Origin of the sequence: Aliamphritea spongicola (assembly GCF_017051665.1) — a bacterium.
Lineage (GTDB): Bacteria > Pseudomonadota > Gammaproteobacteria > Pseudomonadales > Balneatricaceae > Amphritea > Amphritea spongicola.
The window spans coordinates 108,281-132,158 of sequence record NZ_JAFIDL010000005.1 but is presented as its reverse complement, the minus strand read 5'-3'; the positions used below and the strand labels follow the sequence as shown (position 1 = coordinate 132,158).

General features: G+C 41.6%; 21 protein-coding genes. 7 read left to right on the top strand and 14 right to left on the bottom strand.

Features of this window, described 5'->3' with window-relative positions:
* Positions 1 to 10: 10 nt before the first annotated feature.
* The 13 genes from JYB63_RS15555 to JYB63_RS15495 all read right to left on the bottom strand — a co-directional run bounded on the left by JYB63_RS15555 (position 11) and on the right by JYB63_RS15495 (position 13,872).
* Positions 11 to 1,249 carry a glycosyltransferase family 4 protein gene (locus tag JYB63_RS15555; RefSeq protein WP_205658816.1) on the bottom strand — a complete coding sequence of 413 codons (1,239 nt, stop codon included), beginning with the start codon at positions 1,247 to 1,249 and terminating at the stop codon, positions 11 to 13.
* A gap of 122 nt (positions 1,250 to 1,371) precedes the next feature.
* A complete protein-coding gene (locus tag JYB63_RS15550; protein WP_205658815.1) occupies positions 1,372 to 2,538 on the bottom strand; it encodes a DegT/DnrJ/EryC1/StrS family aminotransferase in 1,167 nt (388 codons plus the stop codon).
* A gap of 188 nt (positions 2,539 to 2,726) precedes the next feature.
* Positions 2,727 to 3,803, bottom strand: coding sequence for a non-hydrolyzing UDP-N-acetylglucosamine 2-epimerase (gene wecB / locus JYB63_RS15545; protein WP_205658814.1), 1,077 nt, complete (start codon positions 3,801 to 3,803; stop codon positions 2,727 to 2,729).
* A gap of 2 nt (positions 3,804 to 3,805) precedes the next feature.
* Positions 3,806 to 4,876, bottom strand: a complete 1,071-nt coding sequence (locus JYB63_RS15540) for a glycosyltransferase (protein ID WP_205658813.1) — start codon at positions 4,874 to 4,876, stop codon at positions 3,806 to 3,808.
* A 6-nt stretch (positions 4,877 to 4,882) separates the two neighbouring features.
* Positions 4,883 to 6,058 (bottom strand): glycosyltransferase family 4 protein, encoded by a 1,176-nt coding sequence (locus JYB63_RS15535; RefSeq protein WP_205658812.1) that lies wholly within the window; start codon positions 6,056 to 6,058, stop codon positions 4,883 to 4,885.
* A 3-nt stretch (positions 6,059 to 6,061) separates the two neighbouring features.
* Complete coding sequence (locus JYB63_RS15530; protein WP_205658811.1) at positions 6,062 to 7,258, bottom strand: ATP-grasp domain-containing protein; 1,197 nt, start codon at positions 7,256 to 7,258, stop codon at positions 6,062 to 6,064.
* A 66-nt stretch (positions 7,259 to 7,324) separates the two neighbouring features.
* Positions 7,325 to 8,230, bottom strand: a complete 906-nt coding sequence (locus JYB63_RS15525) for a glycosyltransferase (protein WP_205658810.1) — start codon at positions 8,228 to 8,230, stop codon at positions 7,325 to 7,327.
* Complete coding sequence (locus JYB63_RS15520; RefSeq protein WP_205658809.1) at positions 8,227 to 8,721, bottom strand: acyltransferase; 495 nt, start codon at positions 8,719 to 8,721, stop codon at positions 8,227 to 8,229. The genes JYB63_RS15525 and JYB63_RS15520 overlap by 4 nt, the downstream gene beginning before the upstream one ends.
* The gene (locus JYB63_RS15515) at positions 8,711 to 9,886 is read right to left on the bottom strand and encodes a lipopolysaccharide biosynthesis protein (RefSeq protein WP_205658808.1); all 1,176 of its coding nucleotides are present in this window, start codon (positions 9,884 to 9,886) and stop codon (positions 8,711 to 8,713) included. The genes JYB63_RS15520 and JYB63_RS15515 overlap by 11 nt, the downstream gene beginning before the upstream one ends.
* A gap of 13 nt (positions 9,887 to 9,899) precedes the next feature.
* Positions 9,900 to 11,012: a DegT/DnrJ/EryC1/StrS family aminotransferase gene (locus tag JYB63_RS15510; protein WP_205658807.1), complete on the bottom strand. Its 1,113-nt coding sequence runs from the start codon at positions 11,010 to 11,012 to the stop codon at positions 9,900 to 9,902.
* Complete coding sequence (locus JYB63_RS15505; RefSeq protein WP_205658806.1) at positions 11,012 to 11,593, bottom strand: acyltransferase; 582 nt, start codon at positions 11,591 to 11,593, stop codon at positions 11,012 to 11,014. The genes JYB63_RS15510 and JYB63_RS15505 overlap by 1 nt, the downstream gene beginning before the upstream one ends.
* Positions 11,594 to 11,595: 2 nt before the next feature.
* Positions 11,596 to 12,543 carry a Gfo/Idh/MocA family oxidoreductase gene (locus JYB63_RS15500; protein WP_205658805.1) on the bottom strand — a complete coding sequence of 316 codons (948 nt, stop codon included), beginning with the start codon at positions 12,541 to 12,543 and terminating at the stop codon, positions 11,596 to 11,598.
* An 18-nt stretch (positions 12,544 to 12,561) separates the two neighbouring features.
* Positions 12,562 to 13,872 (bottom strand): nucleotide sugar dehydrogenase, encoded by a 1,311-nt coding sequence (locus JYB63_RS15495; RefSeq protein WP_205658804.1) that lies wholly within the window; start codon positions 13,870 to 13,872, stop codon positions 12,562 to 12,564.
* A 382-nt stretch (positions 13,873 to 14,254) separates the two neighbouring features.
* On the opposite strand from JYB63_RS15495, the gene JYB63_RS15490 reads away from it, so the two are divergent.
* The 7 genes from JYB63_RS15490 (at position 14,255) to JYB63_RS15460 (ending at position 22,782) form a co-directional block, all read left to right on the top strand.
* Positions 14,255 to 16,426, top strand: coding sequence for a mechanosensitive ion channel family protein (locus tag JYB63_RS15490; protein WP_205658803.1), 2,172 nt, complete (start codon positions 14,255 to 14,257; stop codon positions 16,424 to 16,426).
* A gap of 178 nt (positions 16,427 to 16,604) precedes the next feature.
* On the top strand, positions 16,605 to 17,801 hold the full coding sequence (locus JYB63_RS15485) for a glycosyltransferase (protein ID WP_205658802.1): 1,197 nt from the start codon (positions 16,605 to 16,607) through the stop codon (positions 17,799 to 17,801).
* Positions 17,802 to 17,835: 34 nt separating this feature from the next.
* On the top strand, positions 17,836 to 19,008 hold the full coding sequence (locus JYB63_RS15480; protein WP_205658801.1) for a glycosyltransferase family protein: 1,173 nt from the start codon (positions 17,836 to 17,838) through the stop codon (positions 19,006 to 19,008).
* A complete protein-coding gene (locus JYB63_RS15475; RefSeq protein ID WP_205658800.1) occupies positions 19,005 to 19,763 on the top strand; it encodes a polysaccharide deacetylase family protein in 759 nt (252 codons plus the stop codon). The genes JYB63_RS15480 and JYB63_RS15475 overlap by 4 nt, the downstream gene beginning before the upstream one ends.
* Positions 19,764 to 19,793: 30 nt before the next feature.
* Positions 19,794 to 21,014 (top strand): glycosyltransferase, encoded by a 1,221-nt coding sequence (locus JYB63_RS15470; protein ID WP_205658799.1) that lies wholly within the window; start codon positions 19,794 to 19,796, stop codon positions 21,012 to 21,014.
* Between the two features lie 15 nt (positions 21,015 to 21,029).
* A complete protein-coding gene (locus tag JYB63_RS15465; RefSeq protein WP_205658798.1) occupies positions 21,030 to 22,202 on the top strand; it encodes a glycosyltransferase family 4 protein in 1,173 nt (390 codons plus the stop codon).
* Positions 22,195 to 22,782, top strand: a complete 588-nt coding sequence (locus tag JYB63_RS15460; RefSeq protein WP_205658797.1) for a histidine phosphatase family protein — start codon at positions 22,195 to 22,197, stop codon at positions 22,780 to 22,782. Before JYB63_RS15465 ends, JYB63_RS15460 begins: the two co-directional genes overlap by 8 nt.
* A 61-nt stretch (positions 22,783 to 22,843) precedes the next feature.
* On the opposite strand, the gene JYB63_RS15455 is transcribed toward JYB63_RS15460, so the two are convergent.
* Entirely contained in the window at positions 22,844 to 23,845 is a 1,002-nt protein-coding gene (locus tag JYB63_RS15455) for an NAD-dependent epimerase (protein ID WP_205658796.1), read from the bottom strand.
* Between the last annotated feature and the right edge of the window lie 33 nt (positions 23,846 to 23,878).

The window sequence follows — 23,878 nt, the reverse complement described above, 5'->3', positions numbered from 1 at the left end:
AGTAAGCCCACTAAATTTTATTAAGCGATGTTAGTAGTTTTTTAGCTAGTACTGAAAAAGAATGATTTTTTAAAACAAAGTGTCGGCCAAGCAAACCCATTTTATTTTTTTCATCTTTATTCATTCTAGCCAATTGCTCCATACCAATAGATATATCTTTAGCCAAGTTACTTGGAACCACAATGCCTGCTCCTGATTGTTCAATTACGCTATTTGGAGAGTCAATTGCAAATAAAACAGGCTTAGCTTCAAGCATGTAGTCAAAAAGCTTATTCATACTAACCCCATATTTGTATAAGGGAGATTTTTTTGCAGAAATAACACAAACATCTGACTCTTTAATAAGTTGACTTGTACAGCTTTTGCTGACTTTATCGAGAAAAAAAACATTTTTCAAATCATGTTCTAGCGCTACTGAATAAAGGCACTGTTTTAACTCACCATCACCAACGAGAACTAATGCATAGTTTTCTGATACATATTGCATTGACTCAATTAATATTTGCAGATTATTAGGAATACCATGCGCTCCTGCATACAAAAAAACCTGTTCAAAACTTGAACAAATTTTTTTCATCTTTTGCAAAACCTGATGGTCATGTTGAGTCAAGTCACATTCTTTTGACTTATCTGACAAGTATATACCATTAGGCAAATACAAATACTTAGATTCAGAAACACCTTTGTTTTTTAAGTACTCTATGCCATTAGGTAAAACAGAAATCACTAAATCAGAATATTTATAGGCAATTAATTCAAAAAATTTCAACAATAAGCAAAAAGGATGATAAGGAGACAAGCCGAGTAAATTAGTCAAACTTAGAGGCCAAATATCTCTTATTTCAAACGATAACGTGGAGCCATAACGCTTCGAATATAGCCAACCAGCTAAAAAGTGAAACGGATGTGCAGAGGAAACGATAATGTGTTTAGGCTTGTCAAAATTAAATCGACAAACCGGATTCAAAAATAGTAATGAAATTGCAAACTGCAACATATTTAAAACTCGTGCTAAACCGTTTCCCTTATATGCTCTTGTTTTGATCCAGCAATAAGAAACCCCATCAACATTTTCAATAACTGCCTGTTTCTTTTGCATCCCATTATTTTTTTTTAAATGATGATAACTAGCAGCAAAAACAACGACATCTTCGTTAAGATCCTGTATACCACGCGCTAAATAGTAAGGCCGAAAAGACATGCCAACTTTTGGGTGGCCTGCATAATGATGTAAGTACCAAACACTCATGTCGAAACCTTATTTACTTTTTGAATAGCAAAATGTATACAAACAAAAATTGATATTCTTTAAAGTAACACGACTATAGAATATCCATAAAAGTACATTGCGTAACTGCAACTTTAAGTAGTCTATCTCAACAAAATATTTTTTACTGCGGTTATGACATGATCAACTTCGCAATCGGTCATAGAAGGAAATATCGGTAGACTAACATGTTGATTTGAAACTTTAGAAGAAACAGGAAAATTATGATCCTCAAGATGATACTTTTTTTTCCAATATGGCATTCTATGCAACGGGATATAATGAACTGACGTTCCCACTCCTAAACCCATCATTTTTTTTATAAAATCATCTCGCGATATAGTATTAGAGTCATCATCTAATTGTAATGAATATATGTGCCATGCATGTATATCATTAGCAGCAACATGCTTAGGAGTAATAACAGGCAACATCTCAAAAGCATCGCTATATTTTTTTGCAATTACTGCTCGTTTTTCTTGATATGAGTAGGCTTTCCGTAACTGATGAATTCCAATTGCTGCACACATATCCATCATATTATACTTATAGCCTGGAGCAATAACTTCGTAATACCAACTAGGTTTATTACTTGTAAACCTATCAAATGCATCACGATTAATACCATGTAGCCGCATTACCTTAATTCTATCTGATATTTCTTTATTATTAGTTGTAACCATTCCACCTTCACCAGTTGTTATTGTTTTATTTGCATAAAAGCTAAAAACAGTGGCGTCAGAAATACTACCGATCATCCGATTATTACTAGTAGAAGGTAAAGCGTGAGCAGCATCTTCAACAACTTTAATTGAATACTTATGGGCAATTTCAGTAATTTTAGTAATATTAGCAGCCTGACCAGCATAATGAACAGGGATAATTGCTTTAACACCTGTATGCGTTAATAACACATTTTCAATACATTCAGGACTAATATTATAACTATCACTTTCAATATCAACAAAAATAGGCTCTGCCCCAAGATATCTAATAACTTCGGCAGTAGCTGTAAAAGTATGCACGGTAGTAATGACTTTATCACCAGGACTTATACCGATTGCCTCTAATGCTAAATGAAGCCCTGCTGTTGCAGAATTTACTGCTAAAGCATACTTACATCCAATAAAATCAGAAAACATTGCTTCAAATTTATTCACCTTCGGGCCGGTTGTTAACCAGCCAGAGCGCAATGTATCAACGACCTCTGAAACTTCCTCTTCATCTAAAACAGGTCGTGCATAAGGTATAAAATCTAATTTTCTTGGCATAATTAAACAACTTAAAAAGGTTAAACATACATATCAATCTAGTCTTGCAATTACATATAACCTAAGATTAATACTAGTGATATTTTTTCTAATACAATATTCACGATATAAACAGCTATAAAAAACCAGCTAGCAAAATTAATATAACACAATCAAAGATTATTAAAAAACTTAGTACAAACTAAAAATCAATTATAATCTTCTATCAAAGCAGATATAATTTTACAACTAGACAAGCCATCACCATATATACTTTGATCAAACTCAACGTCCAAACTTTGTAAATTATTAAACACCTCTAAAACTGATTTCTTGGATGTACCTACTAAAAAATTAACGCCATGCTCAACCAGCTCAACCCATTCGGTTTCGTCCCTAATCGTCAAGCATATTTTCTCAAAGAAAAATGCTTCTTTTTGCAATCCACCACTATCAGTAATAACACAAAGTGAATTTTTTATGAGCCAAATCATATTTAAGTAACCCAATGGACTCATGATTAGAAAATTAGATAAATCTATTTCTAACTCTATTAATTTATTTTTTGTTCTAGGATGCAATGGTAAAATAACTTGTACTTTTTTTGATATAGCATTAAGTGCTGAAATAATTTCAATAAGTTTTTTTTCAGAGTCAACATTCTCAGCTCTATGTATAGTACAAAGTACATATTTATCAGCGAGATCATAATTTATGGGTTTACTGGCATACTGACTATAAAAAAATGCTCCATCCTGCATCACATCTCCCACAAGAAAATGCTTTGGCCGCCCTCCCCAAGACTTTACTCCTTCATTATTCAAATTCAACACAGCAGACTCTGTAGGACAAAAAAGAAGGTTTGAAATATTATCAGTCAAGATTCTATTTATTTCTTCCGGCATTTTCTTATTAAAACTTCTCAAACCAGCCTCTACATGTGCAACTTTAATCTGCAACTTAGCAGCAGCTAGTGCACCAGCTAATGTTGAATTTGTATCACCGTAAACTAATACGTAATCAGGCTTTTCCTTGATTAAAATACTTTCAATTTCTTCAATCATTCTTCCCGTCATTGCACCATGACTTTTGGAAGAAATACCCAAATTATAGGCTGGCTTAGGTATTTTTAATTCATCAAAAAAAACATCACTCATATTTGAATCGTAATGCTGTCCAGTATGAACAATAATTTCCTGGATATCGCTATACGATGAAATGACTCTACTTACGGTTCCAGCTTTAATAAACTGAGGCCTAGCACCTAACACTGTAACGATTTTCATAGTTAACCCTCTAGCTCATCAAGCTTCAAAAAAAGCGACTTAATATTATTATCCCACAAATACTTTTCATTCAAAGCACTTCTATTGAAATCAAAAACTTGCTGTTTATCTATATAATTAACATTCATGCAAAACTTCATACACGTTGCCAAATCAGACTTCACATCCGATACAAAAAAAGCGTTTTTATTGGATAATATTTCTCGGTTTGATGGCAAATCAGATGCAATGATTAGCATTTCACTTGCTAAAGCTTCCATCAATGATACAGATAACGCATCGCTAGTTGGAACAGTTACAAAAGTATGTGAGCTTCTCATAACAGCTAACAATTCATTTTCAGATAAATATCCTAAAAAAGTGACATGATCTTCTAACTCCAACTGATTAGCCAAATCTTCTAGCTTTCGCCGTTCTGGTCCATCATTTGTTATAATCAACTGAGCGTCAATATTTTCTTTTACCAAATCGCTAAAGGAGTATATAATCTCATCAACATTTGAGTTTTTAATTAATGTTCGAGCACTAACAAATGTAAAACTGTTATTTTTTTTTACATTTTCAACTATTATCTCTTTGCGAATCCCCATTGGAAAAGTAATTAATTCGCAATTCTTACTTAACTTTTCAATTTCAGTCGACACAGAACAACTATCGGAAGTAATGACGTCAGATCTATTCAATACAAATTTTGTAATACTCTCCAGCAAGAAATTCTTTTTGGGAGTTATTAAGATATCAGTACCCCATGCTGAAGCCACAAATTTGAATTTAACAAAAATTTTTGCAATCGAAGCTAAAAAACCATAACTAGTAAGAAAATGAGCATTTACAAAATCAGGTGAAATTTTTCGTATAACTAGTATCAACTTAAATAATCGATATAAGTAAGCCCACTTACCTCTTGGATTAAGCTTTCCGACAGATAATGATATATGATTTTCATATACATAATCTTTAGAGTCATGCCAAGAAACAACAAAAACTTCAAAGTTTCGTGATAATGCTAAATACCACTTAAACAAATGAGGAGAACCTGCATCACCCATTAAAACATATGATTTCTTATGCATAGCCACTTATATGCTTTGAATAACCTGACATTCCAATGAAAGTCGCTCCTTCCAAGGTAAAAGATTATTTTTAGCATATTCTTTCGCACCTAAATTAAGCAATCTTACTTTCTCAGGAGTATTTTTTAACACAGTGATTCTATTAATAACATCACGAACAATTTGATCTTCATTATTCGATGATGAAACTAAACTACCATTATAACCATCTATTATAAAATCCGATGTTCTTCCACTATTGTATGTCAATATTGCTTGTCCACACCATAAAGCTTCAAGCAAAGGATTCCCTACATTCGACAAATCATATAAAGAAACAAATAAATCGCAGCTCCGCATAATAGAGCTTACTTCGTCATTATTAATAAAACCTATAAATCTAGTATTTTCTGGATCTGATATACTTTCATAATACTCTTTCATATCACCATCCCCAGCAATAACCAGTTTAATTCCTGGCATATTTTTTACAGCTCTAATTATACGATCAACTCTTTTCCACCCTACTAATCTTGACGCACAGAATAAAAAAAACTCATTTTCTTTAACATCATACATTTCACGAATGCTGTTAATATCAATATTATTTGCGTGTTCTGACACCCCATTTACTACAAACCAAACTTTCTCTTTGGGAACTTTAAAATAAGCCGCCGAACTATCTCCTGATGTACCATCATTAGTAATTATATATTTATCAGCAGGAAGCTTAAATGCTAGTACTTCTTGGTAAAGTGCTAACATTCTTCTTTTTTCACCTAAGTAAGGTGAAGAGAAAACCCCATAGAACCGCACAATAGTTTTCAGATCTTTAAAGAACAATGACAACAAGTAAGCAGACAGTGAAAACTCTATTGTTGTATAAACAACTTTATTACCTTTTACTTTTCTTAAAAGCCTGAAAGCAAATGTGAAATAAATAATATTATAATATAAATACTCTATTATGCCCCACACAAACTTTAATACCTTTCTCTCTCCAATGCTAACTAAAGGCCTGAAGAAAAAATAATCCATCAAACTAGAATCATTAATATTAGACTTTTTCTCAGTAGTAAAAACTGCTCCTTTTCCACCTAACTCTTCATACGTATTGAGCAACATATATAAAGAAGGCATACCTACATTTTTCTTACCTGACAAGAAAATATCTTTAACCAAAAAAAGCGTATAGTTACTCATTCATTAATACTCAAATAACGCCTTATTAAAAACAACATCACTCTCAGACTTATGTATTTCTTTGTTATAAAAATCGAGAAGCTCAAATAAAACCCTTCCATCTTGTGATTCAAACTCTAAAGAACCATAACTCTCTCTTACAGGATAACTTAATACATTAAAATCAACCTCATAAGACTTTGACAAATACGTCAACTTTACAAACTCATCTTCTGATGTTGGATAAACCCGCAATTTTTTAATTCTTTTTTCCCGAACCGGCAGTAAATCATCCTCAATCATCGAGTTTATATAATTATCTAAGAATGGATAACCAAATACCTCTTCTAATGTATACTCGAATGATCCACCAGTCCTGTTACCAAAATCTATCCAATAAATATTTTCCTTAAAATCAATTTTAGCCTCTAAATGCCAAGCTCCATTTATCACACCAACTTCGTCTAAAAATATTGTCGCAAAATCAAATAGTTTTTTACGTAGATTTTCACTTATTAAAGGATCAAATAAAAACCAATGTGTATGCACCACACCACTATCATCTGATAAATATTTCTCTAAAGTTACTGAGAAGGGAAAATGTTTTCCATCAATAGAAATCCCCTCAATATCAAACTGATCACCCTCGACGAACTCTTCAAAAATATATTCTTCATCCGCCCCTTTCAAATCTTCACAGTAAGCTAACGCATCGCACCCTGAATTAAAAACCTTAACACCCAAATTACCCGCACCATCAACGGGTTTAATAACACATTTCTGGCTGTAATTCTTTATATATTTCCAATGTTCTTTTACGCTTAATGAACACTTAGAGTTTATAGTCTTTAACTTTTGAGGAATTAATGATTTATCATTACTAACTTCAGCACTATTTAGTCCAATCGAGCGTACACCTAATCGTTTCGACAGTATTGAGCTTGCTGATAGATAGTGTTCTCCACAGCCTGTCAAAACACCTTCAACCTTAAACCTCTCTAACTCATTACGTACGAGATCCACATCAAAATTTTCATAGTTAACTAAAATTAGTTTCGATGCCAACGATGCTTCAAAAATTTTCTTTTTATCAGTTACAACAACAACACTAAACTTTCTATCGACCAACTTACTTATAATATTGAATGTTGTCCCTGTTTTCCCCCCAGAAAAAACAACAACAACTCGCTTCTTCATAAACAAGCTGGCAATTCTTTTCAAAAGAACCTGAGAAAACGGAATAAACTTAAGTAAAAAATTTCGTATTGTATTCATCATACCATCAAATTAAGCATCTAATATCTTTATTATATTTGAAGCACATGCACTATAAGTAAAACGTTCACTGACAAAATCTCTACCCATGGAGTTTTCGCCAACAACTTCAATTCTATCGTCCAATATCGTTAATTCTTTTACAATCTCATCAGAGCTTTTTGCCAATCGGCAATGTGGAAATGGTCTATTATATACCACATACATTGAATTAGATAACGCTTCTATTACAGAAAAAGGAAGTCCATCATGCTCCGTTATTCTCAAATAAATACCACATTTTTCCATTAACTCTTTTACTGACTCAACCCACCCCAGACAAGTAACATTATCATTAAAACTATCTTTATAATCGGAACAAGTCGAACCTATTATAACGAACTCAAAATGTGGCAGTTTGTTTGACACTTCCAAAATTTCATTAATACCATAAAACTCTTCTTTACCTTCCCCAACATAGCAGAGAACTTTCCTATGAAGATTCTTTTTCTTACTTTCCGGCTTTTTAAAAAAACCATCTTCTAATACTGGAAGCCTTACCACGCAGGCTTTTATAGGTAGATTTTGCTCAACCTCATCTTTAACCCAGTCCACTTCAACCAAATATTTACTTGCTTTAATTAATCTTTCAGACTCATTTTTAGCTAAGTAGTCATTTATTGCTTTAGTAACATCACTACCTATAAAATGCTGACAAATTTTTGCTTTAAAAATTAGAGCTAGTCGTAACGCCCCTCCCAGCACTACTGATCCTGATATTGTATACACCACTCTAGCAAAAGGAATTAACAACATATACACAATCTTATCTTGTATATTATCGCTAGTATTTAGATAAATCACTCTTTCATTCGAAACGTCACTCAGCGCATATCTTATTTTTGATGCGAAATAACTATTTCCCAATATAATAATCATTGCCTTTCCAGCTTTTTCAATATTCTAGCAGGGTTACCTCCAATTAAAACATTATCTGGAAAGTCCCCATTAACATAAGAGTACGCTTGAACTATACAACCCGACCCAATTTTGCTATTTGGCATAATACAGCTGTAAGGACCTATAAAGCTATACTCACCAATAATGACGCCGCCCTGCCTAATAGCCTGGATTTGCTTTTCTTGATTACTATACTCCTCTTTAAGAATTCCTACAGCATTATGTGAACTATGATTTAAAATTGTTACATAGTTGGTAATTTGTGTTCCTTTACCTATAGTTATAGATACTGATGAATCAATTGTATTAAAGTTTCCGATAAATACATCGTCACCCATTTTAATTTTACTCGGGTAGTTTATATATGTATGACTGCCAAACCTGATATTATGACTAGCAAAAAAATATCTACCTGTTCTATAGTGCGGTGATAAATATTTATAAATAAGCCTTACAATTCTATCTTTCATTTCTTTCAACCACTAATCTATACCATTTAAAACAACCAAAATAATATAGCAAGTACCATGCCGACAGTATTGTGAGCATTGTATTAAAGTGATAATTCATCCAGACTGAAACCAAAACAACTAACATACTGATACCAACACCAAGTATAGCCAGCTTGGTATTAAACTTTAATTTCATATAAATAATAGGGGTATGAGAAAGTGCTGAAGCTATAAACCTTATCGAGTACCCAATAGTTAAAATCAAAACTATTTTTGATACATCCTTCCAACCCTCCGGAATAAACCCATCCCCATAAACCAGAATTAAATTAACTCCACAATAAGCAACCACTGAAAAAAAGACCATCAAATTAGAAAACTTATTAAATAATATCAAACTCTTCTTCTCACTCATCTCCCTTGCATAAACTTGAGAGAAAGAGCTCGAAATAAACTTTAACGGAGCACTAAGCAATCTTGTTGCCAAGGCATAATAACCTAACATCGCTGTACCATAACCTGTTCCAATAAACGAAAGAACTACTGCGGAACTTGCTTGATCAAGGCTATTTTGTAAGAAAACATAAAAACCTATTTTCTCAAATTTATACTTGCATCTAAATTTTTTTATCACAAAAAAAACAAATCGAAAATTTAACAAAATCGAAATAAAAAGCCCAAAAACAAAACTTAGATACAATGAAATCACGCCATATATTGGCACAACATTTGGCAATATAGATGTGCACAGTGAGCTGATCACACTCATAACCGCCATTCTAGCGAATAGACCAAATTTATTATTTAAATAATATAAATTAAAAAAAACAGATTGAACCAATGCAGCAAAAGGCAAAACCAGCCAGTAATTTTGATACTCAAAATAACGACCAAAAATCAAGACCACACATAATAAACATGCAGCAATCAAAATACATCGTTTAATATTTCCGTTTATAATTTTTATTGAGTGCAGCTTACTTTCCTTAGAGAAAACCAACACTTCCGAATTAAACGTAAATATAGCAGATAGCAAAGACGTTAGTATCATAAGCAAACTATACAAACCAAACTCACCTGGAGTATAATTTTGCATTGTCCAAGGTAAAATTAAAATAGATACAACTTGACAAAACGCAGTTCCGATTGAAAGACACCCACCTCCTTTTAAGTCTTTTAGCATTTCAATTTCTTCTTTATCTATTTAAATTCAACTGACATCTATCATTAAAAAAAACCACAAAACTATCTACTATTTTCTCTATGGCATCCTTTTCTATATATGGGTGCATTGGTAAACTTAAAACTCTTTCTGCTATTCGATCCCCAACCGGAAGCACGGCATTTACGTCAATGACAGCTGGCTGTTTATTCAGTGGTATCGGGTAATGCACCGCAGTTGGTATTCCTTCTGACTCAAGCATCTTCTGAACATCGCTCCGACATTCAACCTCTATTGTATACTGAGCCCATGCGCTAATATTGTGTGATACGTTATTCGGCGTTACCACCCCAATATCATTAAGCATAGAGGTATAATCTGAAGCAACTTTATTCCTTAAAACAATCTCTTTATCGAGAAGATCAAGCTTAGGAAGTAAAATTGCAGCCTGCAGCGTGTCCAGCCTGCTATTAACACCAACACGAACGTGATGATATCGGCGATCCTGACCATGTCTTGCAATTTGACGAATTCTCAGTGCGAGCTCATCATCACTGGTAAAAATAGCACCGCCGTCCCCATAACAACCGAGAGGCTTGCTTGGAAAAAAACTGGTTGTAGCAATATCTGACAGGTTGCAGGACTTCTTACCTTTATAACTTGCACCAAAGCTTTGTGCTGCATCTTCAATTACTGCTATTTTATATTTTTTAGCAATTGCATTAATTGAATCCATGTCAGGACACTGCCCATATAAAGATACAGGTATAATCGCTTTAGTTTTCGAAGTTACCGCCTGCTCAAGCTTCGCAGGATCAAGATTATATGTGTGCGGATCAACATCAACATATACAGGCTTAGCCCCCAGTAAAGCCACAGTTTCTGCTGTCGCAATGTAAGTAAAACCTGGTGTAATTACCTCATCACCCGATCCTATACCAAGAGCCATCTGAGCAATTTGCAATGCATCGGTGCCATTAGCACAAGTTATGCAGTATTTACTCCCTGTATACTCGGCAAGCCTCTCTTCTAACTCGTGAACTTCTGGTCCCAGAATATATTTACCGTGAGCAAGTACTTTTTGAATTCCGCTATCAATCCGATCTTTTATCAGGCGCTGTTGAGCAGCAAGATCTATAAATTGCATTAACAACTTACCTTTAACATCTGTTTGCCTACTAGCTTATAAACAGCCCCTGTTTTCGAGCATGTAGCTTCTGCCTCGCCCTCGACAGGCAAGTCAAGCTGCTCACCAAATTCACTCATCCAACCAATCTGCTTAGCAGGCACTCCTACCATCAGGGCATAATCAGGTACATCTTTATTAACAACGGCACCGGCTCCGACGAATGCAAAAGAACCTACAGTAACTCCACAAACAATTGTGCAGTTAGCTCCCAACGTTGCACCTTTTTTAACATGGGTATCTCTATACTCACTTTTTCGTTCAACCAATGAACGTGGATTATAGACATTTGTGAAAACCATACTCGGCCCACAAAAAACCCCGTCTTCCAGTGTCACGTTATCGTATACAGAGACGTTATTTTGAACTTTACAGTCGTTACCAATAATAACTTCATTACCAACAAAAACATTCTGCCCCAAAGAGCAACGTTTCCCGATAACCGCTTTAGAACAAATATGAACAAAATGCCAGACTCTGGATCCGTCACCTATCTGCGCTCCATCATCAACAATTGCACTTTCATGTACCTGATAGTTCATAATCAGACCAGTCGCTTAAGGAAAGGATGCCCTTCGCCCGGCTCAGCTTTCACTGCTGGCGCCGTGCGAATATAGTTAACAGTTTCAACACAATGACGGGCATCTTCTATTCCATATCCACGTCCAGCCAAAATCTCTTCGTAACTTACAGTGTGCAGATCTGTAAACCCGCCGGAAAACTCAATTTCATCCCCCTCACAAGTTATCGAGCGATAGGTTGGCTGTTTCCCCTTAACACTTTCAGGAAGATCATTTGCGTCAATTGATAAGAACCACGGAACCCGAGCCTTCTCATATTCTAAATAACCGGCAGCTTTGTACTCATTAGCATAGTGCAAAACATTCTTCTGCAAATCGCCAAATACAAAATGCAACATATCAAAAAAATGCACACCAATATTTGTTGCCACACCGAATGACTTTCGGGGATCCCCTTTCCAGCTCTCCATATACCACTTACCACGGGAAGTAATATATGTGAGCTCAACGTCGTATTTTTCATCACGCTGCTCAGTCGCAACTTTCTTCTTTAGATCCAGAATGGCCTGATGATGACGTAGCTGAAGAATATTGAACACTTTTCGTCCGGTTTCTTCTTCCAGCGCGACCAGCTCATCCAGCAAGTCGGCAGATGGCACCAAAGGTTTCTCACATATAACATCGCACCCCATTCTCAAACCTGCCGCAATATGGGATTTATGCAAATAATTAGGGGAGCAGACTGCAACATAATCCAATGCAGTTTCGGGTACACGCTGTAGTGTGCAAGCAAAGTCAGAAAAACGTTCAAACTCTGTAAAAAACTCACTCTGAGGCGAAATACTGTCAATTATGCCGACAGAATCATTAGTGTCATAACCACACACCAATGTATTTCCAGTTTCTTTAATCGCTTTCATGTGACGAGGTGCGATATAGCCGGCAGCACCGATCAATGCAAACTTTTTCATCCAATTCTTCTCCAAAGATCAGGCTTTAATAATATTGTTTTGTGGCATGCGATATTTACCACGCGTATCAACTAGTAACGGAGCATGGGCGGCAATCATTTCGTAATCAAATGCATCATGATCAGTTGCCAGGACAACAGCATCATATTCAGCAAGACTTTCCTGCGACAGAACTACACTCTTTAAATCAAACGAGTGCTCACGCATTTTCGGAAACTCAGGAACATGCGGATCGCTGTAACTAACGACTGCACCTTTTTCTTCAAGCAGCTCCATTATTTCAACAGAAGGTGATTCCCGCATATCATCAACATTCTTCTTATAAGCAATGCCCAGTACTAATACACGGCTGCCTTTGAGTGATTTAGCACGCTCGTTCAGGCCGTCCATCAGTTTGGTAACCACCCACATAGGCATTGCCGTATTAACCTCACCTGCCAGCTCGATAAAACGTGTATGCAGCCCATATTCACGGGCCTTCCAGGTAAGGTAAAACGGATCGATAGGAATACAGTGTCCACCTAGCCCTGGGCCAGGATAATAAGGTGTAAAACCAAAAGGTTTTGTCGCTGCTGCATCAACTACCTCGAAGATATCAATGCCCATCTTATCTGCAACAACCTTCATCTCATTTACCAGGCCTATATTGACAGCTCTGTGAATATTCTCGAGCAGTTTAGTTAACTCTGCAGCTTGGGTTGAACTAACAGGCACCACTCGGTCAATTGCTTTATGATAAAGCGCCTTACCTGCTTCAAGACAATCGGAGGTATGCCCGCCAACAACTTTAGGAATGGTTCTCGTTTCAAAATTAGGGTTACCCGGGTCTTCACGCTCAGGTGAATAAACCAGGAAAATATCCTTACCTACTACGAAACCATTCGACTCAAGCCGAGGTAGCAGCTCTTCTTCTGTTGTCCCCGGATAAGTAGTACTCTCCAGAGAAACAACCTGCCCTTCTCTCAGATAAGGTACCAATGCATCTGTCGTATCCGTTACAAAACTGATATCAGGCTCACGATATTTATTCAGTGGAGTTGGTACACATAATATCAACGCATCACACTCGGCTGAACGACTAAAATCAGTTGTCGATTCAAAACCATTGTCCACTGCTTCAGCTATAGCAGCAGATGATATATGTTCGATATAACTACAACCTTCGTTAAGTGCCGAAACTTTCGACTCATCAATATCAATGCCTAAAACCTTATAACCAATCGAGCAATATCGAAGCATCAAAGGCAACCCAACATACCCTAACCCAACGACACCTATAACCGCTGATTGATTCTTCAGTTTTGCAACAAGAGCCTGATGACAAGACATAACACATCCTAATATGAACGCCACTAGAGGGCCTTCTCAGTGGCAGATTTCAGCATAAATGAAAGTCACTTAGTAAAATGAAAATCCCCGAACCAAGTAACTTTAATAAAAAGGCTGTTATTATATCCAAATACGGTAAAAATCATATAATTCGGAAACGAAACATCGACACCCATTAGCGTTGTAACAACTCAGAAACAAACTTTCCAGCTCTCCTTAGGTAACGTTATTCCTTAACTATTCATAAGATCAAAGACTTGACCCAAACCAGCCCCCCAAGGACAATCGATCTATAAGACATCTGAAATCAGCATCATCAAATAAGTTTCAGAGGTTAGCGAATAGCGCACAACCCGCTATCCAACCATTAACGAGAGTACCTATGCTTAAAATCTGGTCACTTATCTTTGCATTGTTGTTATCAGTCTCATCAGCGACCTTTGCCGCTGACAGTTCCGGTGACGATGAATACTTGTACTCTTCTGAAAAAATGGCGTCTTTTCTGTTTATGCAACACGCAATAGACAGAAAAGATCAGCTCATCCGCAGCCTTAACAGCTGGTCTGAACAAACTGGTACCATGTGGCACAACATGACCAAAGGTCAGGGTACAGACGGTTTTACCGAACTGCTGCTAACTTTTGCGGCGATGATGATCATCGCTTTGTTTGTTGAAGCACTGGTCGGTTACAAGCTCAAACGCCTGTGTGACCGCATAACCGAACAGAACTCACTGGACTGGCGACAAAGCCTGGGGCTGCTTCTGCTTCGGTGCGTGTTCAGCTATATAGCGTTAGCCGTTTTTAGCGTGGTCGCTTATCTGATCCCACTCACACTGTACGACACAGAAGATATCTACCGGATTGCATTAGTTGCCATTCTTAACATGATCATCAGCATTCGGGCCTTTACCATTCTTGCTCAGCTTATCTGGGCGCCTCATGCATCCGGTCTGCGCCTGATGAACATTGAGTGCCATCTTGCCCGACGCTTTTATTTCTGGTCTGTGGGCTTTGTCGCGGCTTATAACATCTCAACAACGTCCTGGCAGCTGCTCTATCAGTTCGGCATAGATGCCATAATGTTCGCTCTCATCGTGCCTGTGAATGGTCTGCTCATGAACAGCATTGCAATTCTGTTCGTAGTGCTGAACCGTAAACCCATCACCAACCTGTTCACCGATGGTCGCGAAGCATCCACCCTGTTTACTCAGAACGTACGCCAGATGTGGCCAACGCTTATCAGCATCTGGTTACTGATTATCTGGACGATTTGGGCAGCTAACGAGTTCCTCGGCTATTACAGCCAGGCAGATCAGATTACACCTGCATGGTGGATCACTATCAGCTTCCCTATACTGGACCGCATTATTTTCATACTGCTGAGCAAACTGAAAGACATCACATGGCTGCAAAGCCACTCTTTCGAGCGCCGTTGCGATACGTTTATCACACGTACCTTATTTGCGATCCGTACCATCCTTATTTCAGCAGTGCTATACCACGTCATAAACAGCTTCGGTTACGACACATGGGAAATGCTGGCCGCAAATCTGGGACACCTGCTTGGTAAGTCTGTTGATGTCATCATTGTTCTGGTGATTGCTTACGCCATCTGGGAAGTCATTCAGTCTGCAATTGAGCGTCACTTACCTGCCGATGCATTTGTTGAAGACAACGGCATGGCAAGCCTTGAAGGTGAAGGCGGCGGTGCCGGCGCGACCCGCTCAGAAACATTATTGCCACTTGTACGCTCCTTCTTACTCGTATTCCTTCTGGTATGCGTCGTACTGACTGTACTGAGCATTGCCGGCGTCGAGATCGCACCGCTACTGGCCGGTGCCGGTATTGTCGGCATCGCCGTAGGCTTTGGTGCACAGAAACTGGTTCAAGACGTAATCTCCGGAATTTTCTTCCTGCTGGATGATGCATTCCGACGGGGTGAATACATTGAAGCGGCAGGACTACGAGGTACTGTAGAGCGGATATCCATTCGTTCCATTCGTTTGCGCCATCACCTGGGTGCTGTACAAACAATTCCTTTCAGTGAAATGGCCACCGTGACCAACCTCTCACGAGACTGGATCACCATGAAACTGGAATTCCGCCTGGCTTACGACACTAACGTTGAACAGGTACGCAAACTGATCAAGAAGGTCGGTCAGAAAATGCTTGAGCACGAAGAGTACGGCCCACACTTCCTGCTGCCGCTTAAGTCCCAGGGCGTCATCCGCGTTGAGGAATCTGCGCTGATCTTCCGTATGAAGTTTACCTGTGTACCGGGCGAACAGTGGATTATCCGCCGTGAAGCCTATCGCCTTGTGAAAGAAGCACTGAGCGCCAACGATATTCACTTCGCACACCGCTCTGTACATGTTCTATTACCGGATCAACCGGAAGAACTGGACAAATCAACGGATGCAGCGGCTTTACAACAACAAACCATTGCTAAGGCTGGCGCAGCAGCATTAACTGCAAGCCCCGAAATCAGACGTCAGGACAAAATCGACGATGATAAAGCCAACGTTATAGGGGCTGATGCAGACTCATCCTGACAGGTAACCAAGCTTTCACACCACAACCGGCTTGTGGTGTGAAGCACATTAAGCACCAATATATAGATACAACGCAGTAAATTTTCATCCCGTGTTAACATCCGTTCTCTCTGGGACTATCAATTACCATCTAGTCGATTGTAAGATAGCCCTTTTCATTGACCCATGAGCCAAATTCGTGCGCAATAAACTCGATAATTGCCGGTTACTTATTTATAGCCATGACTCATTTGGCCTGGGCCACCTGCGTCGCTGCCGCGCGCTGGCTCATGCGCTGGTTGACCAGTACAAAGGCTTGTCGATTCTTATCCTGACAGGCTCACCGATTATTGGCCGTTTTGACTTTAAAGCCCGGGTAGATTTTGTCCGCATCCCCGGTGTTATCAAACTACACAACGGTGATTACACATCTTTAGGCCTGCACATCGACCTTGCCGATACAATGGCGCTGCGTGAGTCCATTATTCTCCATACAGCCAAAACCTTCGCGCCGGATATTTTTCTGGTGGATAAAGAACCTTCCGGGCTGAAAGGTGAAGTTAAAAGCACCCTTGAGATGCTTAAAGACACCAATACACAGTGTGTTCTCGGGTTACGTGATGTCATGGATGATCCGGAACTATTAGAAGTCGAGTGGCAAAAGAAACAGGTATGGCCAGTACTCGAAGATCTTTACGATGAAATATGGGTATACGGCCCGCAACGCATGGGCAACCCGCTGGAAGGTTTAAGCGGTAATTCCACTGCTATTAACAACAAAATGCAGTATTCAGGCTATCTGCCCCGCCACCTGCCTGAAAATATTGACCCCCAGAGCATCAACATCCCGGAACAACCTTACATTCTGGTCACCCCCGGTGGTGGCGGTGACGGTATCGAAATGATTGACTGGGTTATGCGTGCTTATGAAGCCGCCCCTCAGCCGATGCCGGCACTTTTTGTACTCGGCCCGTTCATGGCGACAGCTGAACGGAACAATTTCCTGCAACGGGCAGAAGCACTTGAGCAGGTTGAAGCGGTGACGTTCAGCTCGCACCTTGAACACCTGATGGCAAGTGCTCACGCGGTTATTGCAATGGGCGGCTACAACACTTTCTGTGAAATTCTGTCGTTTGACCGCCCGGCCCTGATCCTGCCTCGCAGCAAACCCCGCCGGGAACAGCTGATCCGGGCGACAAAGGCACAGTCCCTGGGTTTACTGACTGCGCTGGATCTTTCCGGTGAACGCAGTGTTGAGAGCATGCATCAGGCAATTGCAACACTGGTTACCCAAAAGCCTCCTTCTGAGCAATCCTGCCCAACCATGCTTGAAGGCCTGAGTTTTGTTGCACGCCGTTTCGGTGAACTTATTGATAACGAACAGGCTCCAAACTGAAACATCCTGTTCAGCTGACATCCGCGGAATATCTATGACGCCTACAACTCCCCGAGTGTTGTTTTATGTGCAGTATCTTCTGGGTATAGGACACGTTCGCCGTTCCGCCCTGGTTATTCAGGCACTGGCTAACGCCGGTATTCAGGTCGATGTCATATTCGGCGGCATCCCCGTCCCGCATATCAGCTTTGCCCCAGCCACCCTGCATTATCTCGACCCGGTAAAAAGTGCCGACAACGGTTTCTCCGGTCTGGTAAAGGCGGACGGCAGTGAATTCAGTTCAGCCGACAAACTTCACCGCAGCCAAAAACTGCTTGAGATATGCGATCAGTTGCAGCCGGATGTCATTGTCACGGAAACTTACCCCTTTGGCCGTCGGCAAATGCGCTTTGAACTGACCCCGTTACTGGAATGGGCCGCTAAACAGCCAGTGTCGCCGTTAATGGTGAGCTCTATCCGGGATATTCTCCAGGCCCGCAGCCCCAAACGGGAAGACGAATGCATTGAACTGATTCAGCAGCAGTACGATAAAGTACTGGTTCACGGAGACCCGGCATTCACTCCTCTGGAGAAAAGCTTCGCTAAAGCTGTTCAGATCCATTCTCAGCTCACCTACAGCGGCTATGTTTGCCCGGCAAAACCACCGGCAAAAGTCCGGGAAAACCTGATTGTTGTATCAATTGGCGGCGGAGCAGTGGGTAAAGAAATCCTGCAGGCAGCCCAACAACTTCATGCCAGCGGCTTTGAAGCCGATTGCCAGTGGTTACTGATTACCGGTCCCAATATGGCACCTGAAGACAAAAAGTCACTGGCTAAGCATAACTGCGACAACCTGCAGGTTGTTGAACTGGCAGATGACTTCATAGACAGTCTGAGCCGGGCCCGGGTATCGGTATCAATGGCCGGATACAACACGGTCATGGACTTACTGCAGACAGAAACACCTGCTGTGGTGATACCGTTTGAAGCAGAAAGTGAAACTGAACAGCTCGCCCGCAGCCAGCTACTGGAAGCTAAAGGTCTGCTGTCCATTGTCCGGGAAAATGCTTTAACCGCTGACACCCTGAAGGCAGCAATTATTCAGGCCCGGCAGCAACAACACCAACGGCCTGCCATTAACATGCTGGGGGCTCAGCATTCAGCAGAACTGCTCAAACTTTGGGCTGAACAGCATATGCAGACCTGTAAAAAAGAGACTTCGTTATGAGCTGGCCAGCACTGGAACAAGAGCTGCAACTTTGGGAAACCTCTGCTGACCTCTGGTGGCGGGATGATGATGCTACTCATGATACGCCTGCCCTGCAGCAATTGCTGACCCTTGCCGGAGAATTTCAGATACCTGTACATCTGGCGGTTATCCCGCAACAGCTGCATACCAGCCTGGACTGTATCCGACAGCCGACAAACCGTCCATACAGCTACGTATTACAGCACGGTATTAATCACCAAAGCCATGCAACAGAAGGCATGCGAAAAGTTGAGCTGGGTGGCAACTATCCACTGGAAAGCCTTTGTGATGACCTCGCTGCAGGCCGACAACGATTATCCGGGCATTTTGAGAATCAGTATCTGGACATGCTGGTCCCCCCCTGGAACCGGCTGTCTGATGCCCTGCTACCCCGGCTTAAACAAATCGGCTACGAAAAACTTTCTGTACTGGGCCCCCGCCCTGACACTGACACTGACAGCACACAACAAATCCAGCAGTTAAATGTGCACCTGGATATTATCAACTGGAAAGACCGTTGTTACGCCGGTGATGATCAGATCATCAGTAAACTGACTGAACACCTGTATCTTAAACGCACAGGCCAGATTGATAGCACCGAACCCTGCGGCCTGATGACCCATCATCTGGATCATGACCCCGCATGCTGGGACTTTTTACAGCGCTTTTTTACCTGGTGCCATGAACATGAGAAGATTCGGTGGCTTGCAGGCCCGGATCTGCTCAACCGATAACCTGAATACCGCCAACCAATAAGGATTGACGTGAAAAAAATTGCCCTGATTCTGAAAGGCTACCCACGCCTGTCTGAAACCTTTATTGCACAGGAAATCCGTGCGCTGGAAAAACGCGGCATGGATATCACACTGGTTTCACTCCGTCATCCGACGGATAAGCAAACCCATCCGATTCACCGGCAAATTCAGGCCAATGTCATTTACCTCCCTGAATATCTGCATCAGGAGCCTCTTCGGGTGCTTAAAGCACTGGGGCACTGCATCAGCAAGCGGACATTCTGTAAAGCTTTAAAAACCTTTTTAAAAGACCTGAAAAGGGACATGAGCCACAACCGTGTCCGACGTTTTGGCCAGGCACTGGTGCTCACAGCCGAAATGCCGACAGGCGTCGAACAAATGTATGCACATTTTCTGCATACTCCGGCATCAGTCACCCGTTATTCAGCCCTGTTGAATAAGCTTCCCTGGAGTTGTTCAGCCCACGCTAAAGATATCTGGACCTCCGAAGAATGGGAGTTACGGGAAAAGCTCCAGGAACTGGAATGGCTGGCCACCTGTACTAAAGCAAACCATACCTATCTTCAAAGCCTGAGTGATAACCCTGATAAGGTACAGCTTGTCTACCATGGTCTGGATTTTGACCGCTTTAACTACCCGCAAACAACAGCATCAGAAACACCGGCTGAAACCGTTAAAATTATCAGTGTTGGCCGAGCCGTCCCGAAAAAAGGCTATGACGACCTGCTTAAAGCCTTTGCCATGCTGCCAGCAGAGCTTAACTGGCACTTCACCCACATTGGTGGTGGCGCACTGCTAAAGCCCTTACAAGCTCAGGCAGAAGCACTGGGGATTGCTGATCGCATCAGCTGGCTTGGAGCCCTGCCTCAAGAAGAAGTTCTGCAGTCCTACCGCAACAGCGATCTGTTTGTACTGGCCAGTAAAATCATCGCCGACGGTGACCGGGACGGCCTGCCGAATGTGCTGATGGAAGCCCAGAGTCAGGCGCTATGCTGCCTGGCAACCAATATTTCAGGCATTCCTGAACTGATTACCAGCGGCGAAAACGGCCTGTTAGTAGACTCGGAATCACCTGAACAACTGGCTGAAGCATTACAAACCCTGATTCAGCAACCGGAGCTGCGCAATACTCTAGGTAAAGCAGGCCAGACCCATCTGCGGGAAAACTTCGATGTTGAGCAAGGTATTGACCAACTGGTTGACCTGTTTCAGAGCCCGCAGAGCAGCTGATCCCCGGAGCCCTGTATGCAACAGATTGCGTTTTATGCCCCCCTGAAATCCCCCCGGCATAAAAACCCGTCCGGTGACAGGCAAATCGCACGACTGTTGCAACATGCCCTGCAACTGGCTGGCTTTGATGTACAGCTTGCCAGCCAGTTACGCAGCTTCGATAAAGCCGGAGACAGTCAACGTCAGCAACGCATGATTGCCCTGGCAGACAAGCTGGCAAACAGAATTATTAAACACTGGCAACGTAAAGGGTATCGTCCAGACGCCTGGTTTACCTACCACCTCTACTATAAGGCACCCGACCTGCTAGGGCCGAAAATCTGCAAAACACTGAGTATTCCTTATATTGCATGTGAAGCCTCCTGGGCTGCAAAACGCGCCAACGGCCCCTGGCAAGCCTATCATCAGCAACTGGACATAGCGCTGAGCACTGCCTGCAAAGTCTGCACTATCAATCCCGTTGATCAGATCGCACTTAACGATTATTACACCACGCAAGCACCCTCCCCCTTGCACCGGCTGGCTCCGTTTGTAGAAACGCCTGCCACAGAGCAGGTAAAGGATAAAACTCAGCTTGCTCACACCTATCGGCTTGATGTCAGTAAGCCTTGGCTAATAACGGTCGCCATGATGCGTGACGGGGATAAGTACAAATCTTATGAACTGTTGGCTGAAACCCTTCAGTTAATCCAGGCAGATTTCCAGCTACTGATAATAGGAGACGGCAAACGTCAGGAAGATGTAAAAAAACTGTTCAGCGGTGACCACAGAGTCCGTTTTGCTGGTCGTATAGATAATGAAGCCTTGCTACAGCTGCTGCCACACTTTTCTATTAATCTCTGGCCGGCAGTGAATGAAGCACTGGGAATGACGTTTCTGGAATCCCAGGCAAGAGGCTGCACCGTCGTGGCCGGTAATGAAGGCGGCGTTCACTCTGTAGTGGATAACGGACATACCGGAATACTCTGCCCGCCACGGGATTCTCTCGCCCTGGCCAGGGCCGTTGATTCACTGCTCAGCCATCCCGAACAGTTAGAAAACTATCAGCAAAACGCACGGACATACGTTACTGAAAACCACAGCCTGCAACATGCAGCCACGGAATTACGCGACATCATTTCGCACGCAATAACCATACAAAAACAAAGCAACCCGACTGAAAGTGCAGGAAATCCAGACCATGGCTGACTTTTATTTTTTGCGCCACGCAACCACCGAATGGAACCTGCAGAAACGCTTACAAGGACGTACGAATATCCCCCTTGCAGAGGCCGGCATTGAACAGCTTAAGAACCGTAAGATCCCGACAGTATTACAAACACTGCGCTGGTTCAGCAGCCCCCTGGAGCGAGCCCGGCAAACGGCCGAGCAACTGAACATTAATGCAGCGAGCGAACTTGCACTGATAGAAATGAACTGGGGCGACTGGGAAGGCCTGACACTGACAGAACTGCGCGATACCCAACCGGAGCTGTTAGCCCGTGAAGAAACCCGCGGACTGGACCTGACGCCTCCCGGTGGAGAATCCCCCCGGGAAGTCAGTGCACGGGTAACGACCTGGGCAGACCTTATCAGCAGTCAGGACAGCGACCAGCAATTCGGCTGTATCTGCCACAAAGGGATTATCCGTGCGATTTATGCAGCCGCATCCGGCTGGGATATGTTGGGTAAGCCACCGCACAAACTGGACTTTAATGCGATTCAGGGGTTCCGCTATACAAACGGAGAATGGCAGATTCTGGAGCTGAACATCAATATATCCAGCTGACTCTCAGGGCAAAAAAATGCCGTAAGCTAACCACTTACGGCATATTTCATAAACAGCTCTGTCATCTCTGGTAATACTCTTTATACCAATCAACGAACTTCTGCATACCTTCATCAATTGGCATGGCGGGCTTAAAGTCCACCAGCGCCATCAGTTTATCCACATCAGCATAGGTACGTGGTACATCTCCTGCCTGCATGGGCAAACATTCTTTAACGGCTTCTTTCCCAGCTGCTTTTTCAATTGCAGCAATAAAATCCCCCAGCTCCACCGGCTCGTTATTACCAATGTTATACACTTTAAAAGGCGCCCAACTGGTTGCAGGGCTGTCTTTAGCAGCCTCTGGATCTAGCTGAGGCACTTGCGCCAACACACGCACAACCCCCTCAACGATATCATCGATGTAAGTAAAGTCCCGTTGCATCTTACCGTGATTAAACACCTTTATTGGCCGGTCGTTCATGATCGCATCGGTGAACAGGAAAGGCGCCATATCAGGCCGCCCCCACGGGCCATAAACCGTGAAAAAACGCAGACCTGTAGTAGGCAGGTCATACAAATGAGAATAGCTGTGCGCCATCATCTCGTTAGATTTTTTGGTTGCTGCATATAAAGACACTGGGTGATCCACACCATGGTCTTCTGAAAACGGCACTTCCTCATTCATGCCATAAACAGAACTGGATGACGCATACACCAGATGCTCAACCTTGTTATGCCGACAACCTTCCAGAATTGTTGCCATGCCCACTAGATTTGAATCCACATAGGCCATCGGGTTCTCAATGGAATAACGCACCCCGGCCTGGGCCGCCAGATGAACAACACGGTCAAAACCCTCTGTAGTAAACAACTCGGCAACGGCTTTCCGGTCAGAGATATCCATTTTCATAAAACGAAAATTATCCGCACCCGCCAATCGTGCCAGACGCGCTTCTTTCAGAGCAGGATCATAATAGTCATTCACATTATCAATCCCAATAACCTGATGTCCCTGTTCACATAAACGTAAAGCCGTCGCTGAACCAATAAAGCCTGCAACGCCGGTGACCAATATTTTCATACTTATTTCCAAAAGGAGGGGATCTCGCTAAGA

What these genes read in the sequence shown, in the direction of transcription:
- JYB63_RS15555 (WP_205658816.1), bottom strand. Translation starts at nt 1,249, where the DNA reads ATGAGTGTTTGGTACTTACATCATTATGCAGGCCACCCAAAAGTTGGC.
- JYB63_RS15550 (WP_205658815.1), bottom strand. Translation starts at nt 2,538, where the DNA reads ATGCCAAGAAAATTAGATTTTATACCTTATGCACGACCTGTTTTAGAT.
- wecB (WP_205658814.1), bottom strand. Translation starts at nt 3,803, where the DNA reads ATGAAAATCGTTACAGTGTTAGGTGCTAGGCCTCAGTTTATTAAAGCT.
- JYB63_RS15540 (WP_205658813.1), bottom strand. Translation starts at nt 4,876, where the DNA reads ATGCATAAGAAATCATATGTTTTAATGGGTGATGCAGGTTCTCCTCAT.
- JYB63_RS15535 (WP_205658812.1), bottom strand. Translation starts at nt 6,058, where the DNA reads ATGAGTAACTATACGCTTTTTTTGGTTAAAGATATTTTCTTGTCAGGT.
- JYB63_RS15525 (WP_205658810.1), bottom strand. Translation starts at nt 8,230, where the DNA reads ATGATTATTATATTGGGAAATAGTTATTTCGCATCAAAAATAAGATAT.
- JYB63_RS15520 (WP_205658809.1), bottom strand. Translation starts at nt 8,721, where the DNA reads ATGAAAGATAGAATTGTAAGGCTTATTTATAAATATTTATCACCGCAC.
- JYB63_RS15515 (WP_205658808.1), bottom strand. Translation starts at nt 9,886, where the DNA reads ATGCTAAAAGACTTAAAAGGAGGTGGGTGTCTTTCAATCGGAACTGCG.
- JYB63_RS15510 (WP_205658807.1), bottom strand. Translation starts at nt 11,012, where the DNA reads ATGCAATTTATAGATCTTGCTGCTCAACAGCGCCTGATAAAAGATCGG.
- JYB63_RS15505 (WP_205658806.1), bottom strand. Translation starts at nt 11,593, where the DNA reads ATGAACTATCAGGTACATGAAAGTGCAATTGTTGATGATGGAGCGCAG.
- JYB63_RS15500 (WP_205658805.1), bottom strand. Translation starts at nt 12,543, where the DNA reads ATGAAAAAGTTTGCATTGATCGGTGCTGCCGGCTATATCGCACCTCGT.
- JYB63_RS15495 (WP_205658804.1), bottom strand. Translation starts at nt 13,872, where the DNA reads ATGTCTTGTCATCAGGCTCTTGTTGCAAAACTGAAGAATCAATCAGCG.
- JYB63_RS15490 (WP_205658803.1), top strand. Translation starts at nt 14,255, where the DNA reads ATGCTTAAAATCTGGTCACTTATCTTTGCATTGTTGTTATCAGTCTCA.
- JYB63_RS15480 (WP_205658801.1), top strand. Translation starts at nt 17,836, where the DNA reads ATGACGCCTACAACTCCCCGAGTGTTGTTTTATGTGCAGTATCTTCTG.
- JYB63_RS15475 (WP_205658800.1), top strand. Translation starts at nt 19,005, where the DNA reads ATGAGCTGGCCAGCACTGGAACAAGAGCTGCAACTTTGGGAAACCTCT.
- JYB63_RS15465 (WP_205658798.1), top strand. Translation starts at nt 21,030, where the DNA reads ATGCAACAGATTGCGTTTTATGCCCCCCTGAAATCCCCCCGGCATAAA.
- JYB63_RS15460 (WP_205658797.1), top strand. Translation starts at nt 22,195, where the DNA reads ATGGCTGACTTTTATTTTTTGCGCCACGCAACCACCGAATGGAACCTG.
- JYB63_RS15455 (WP_205658796.1), bottom strand. Translation starts at nt 23,845, where the DNA reads ATGAAAATATTGGTCACCGGCGTTGCAGGCTTTATTGGTTCAGCGACG.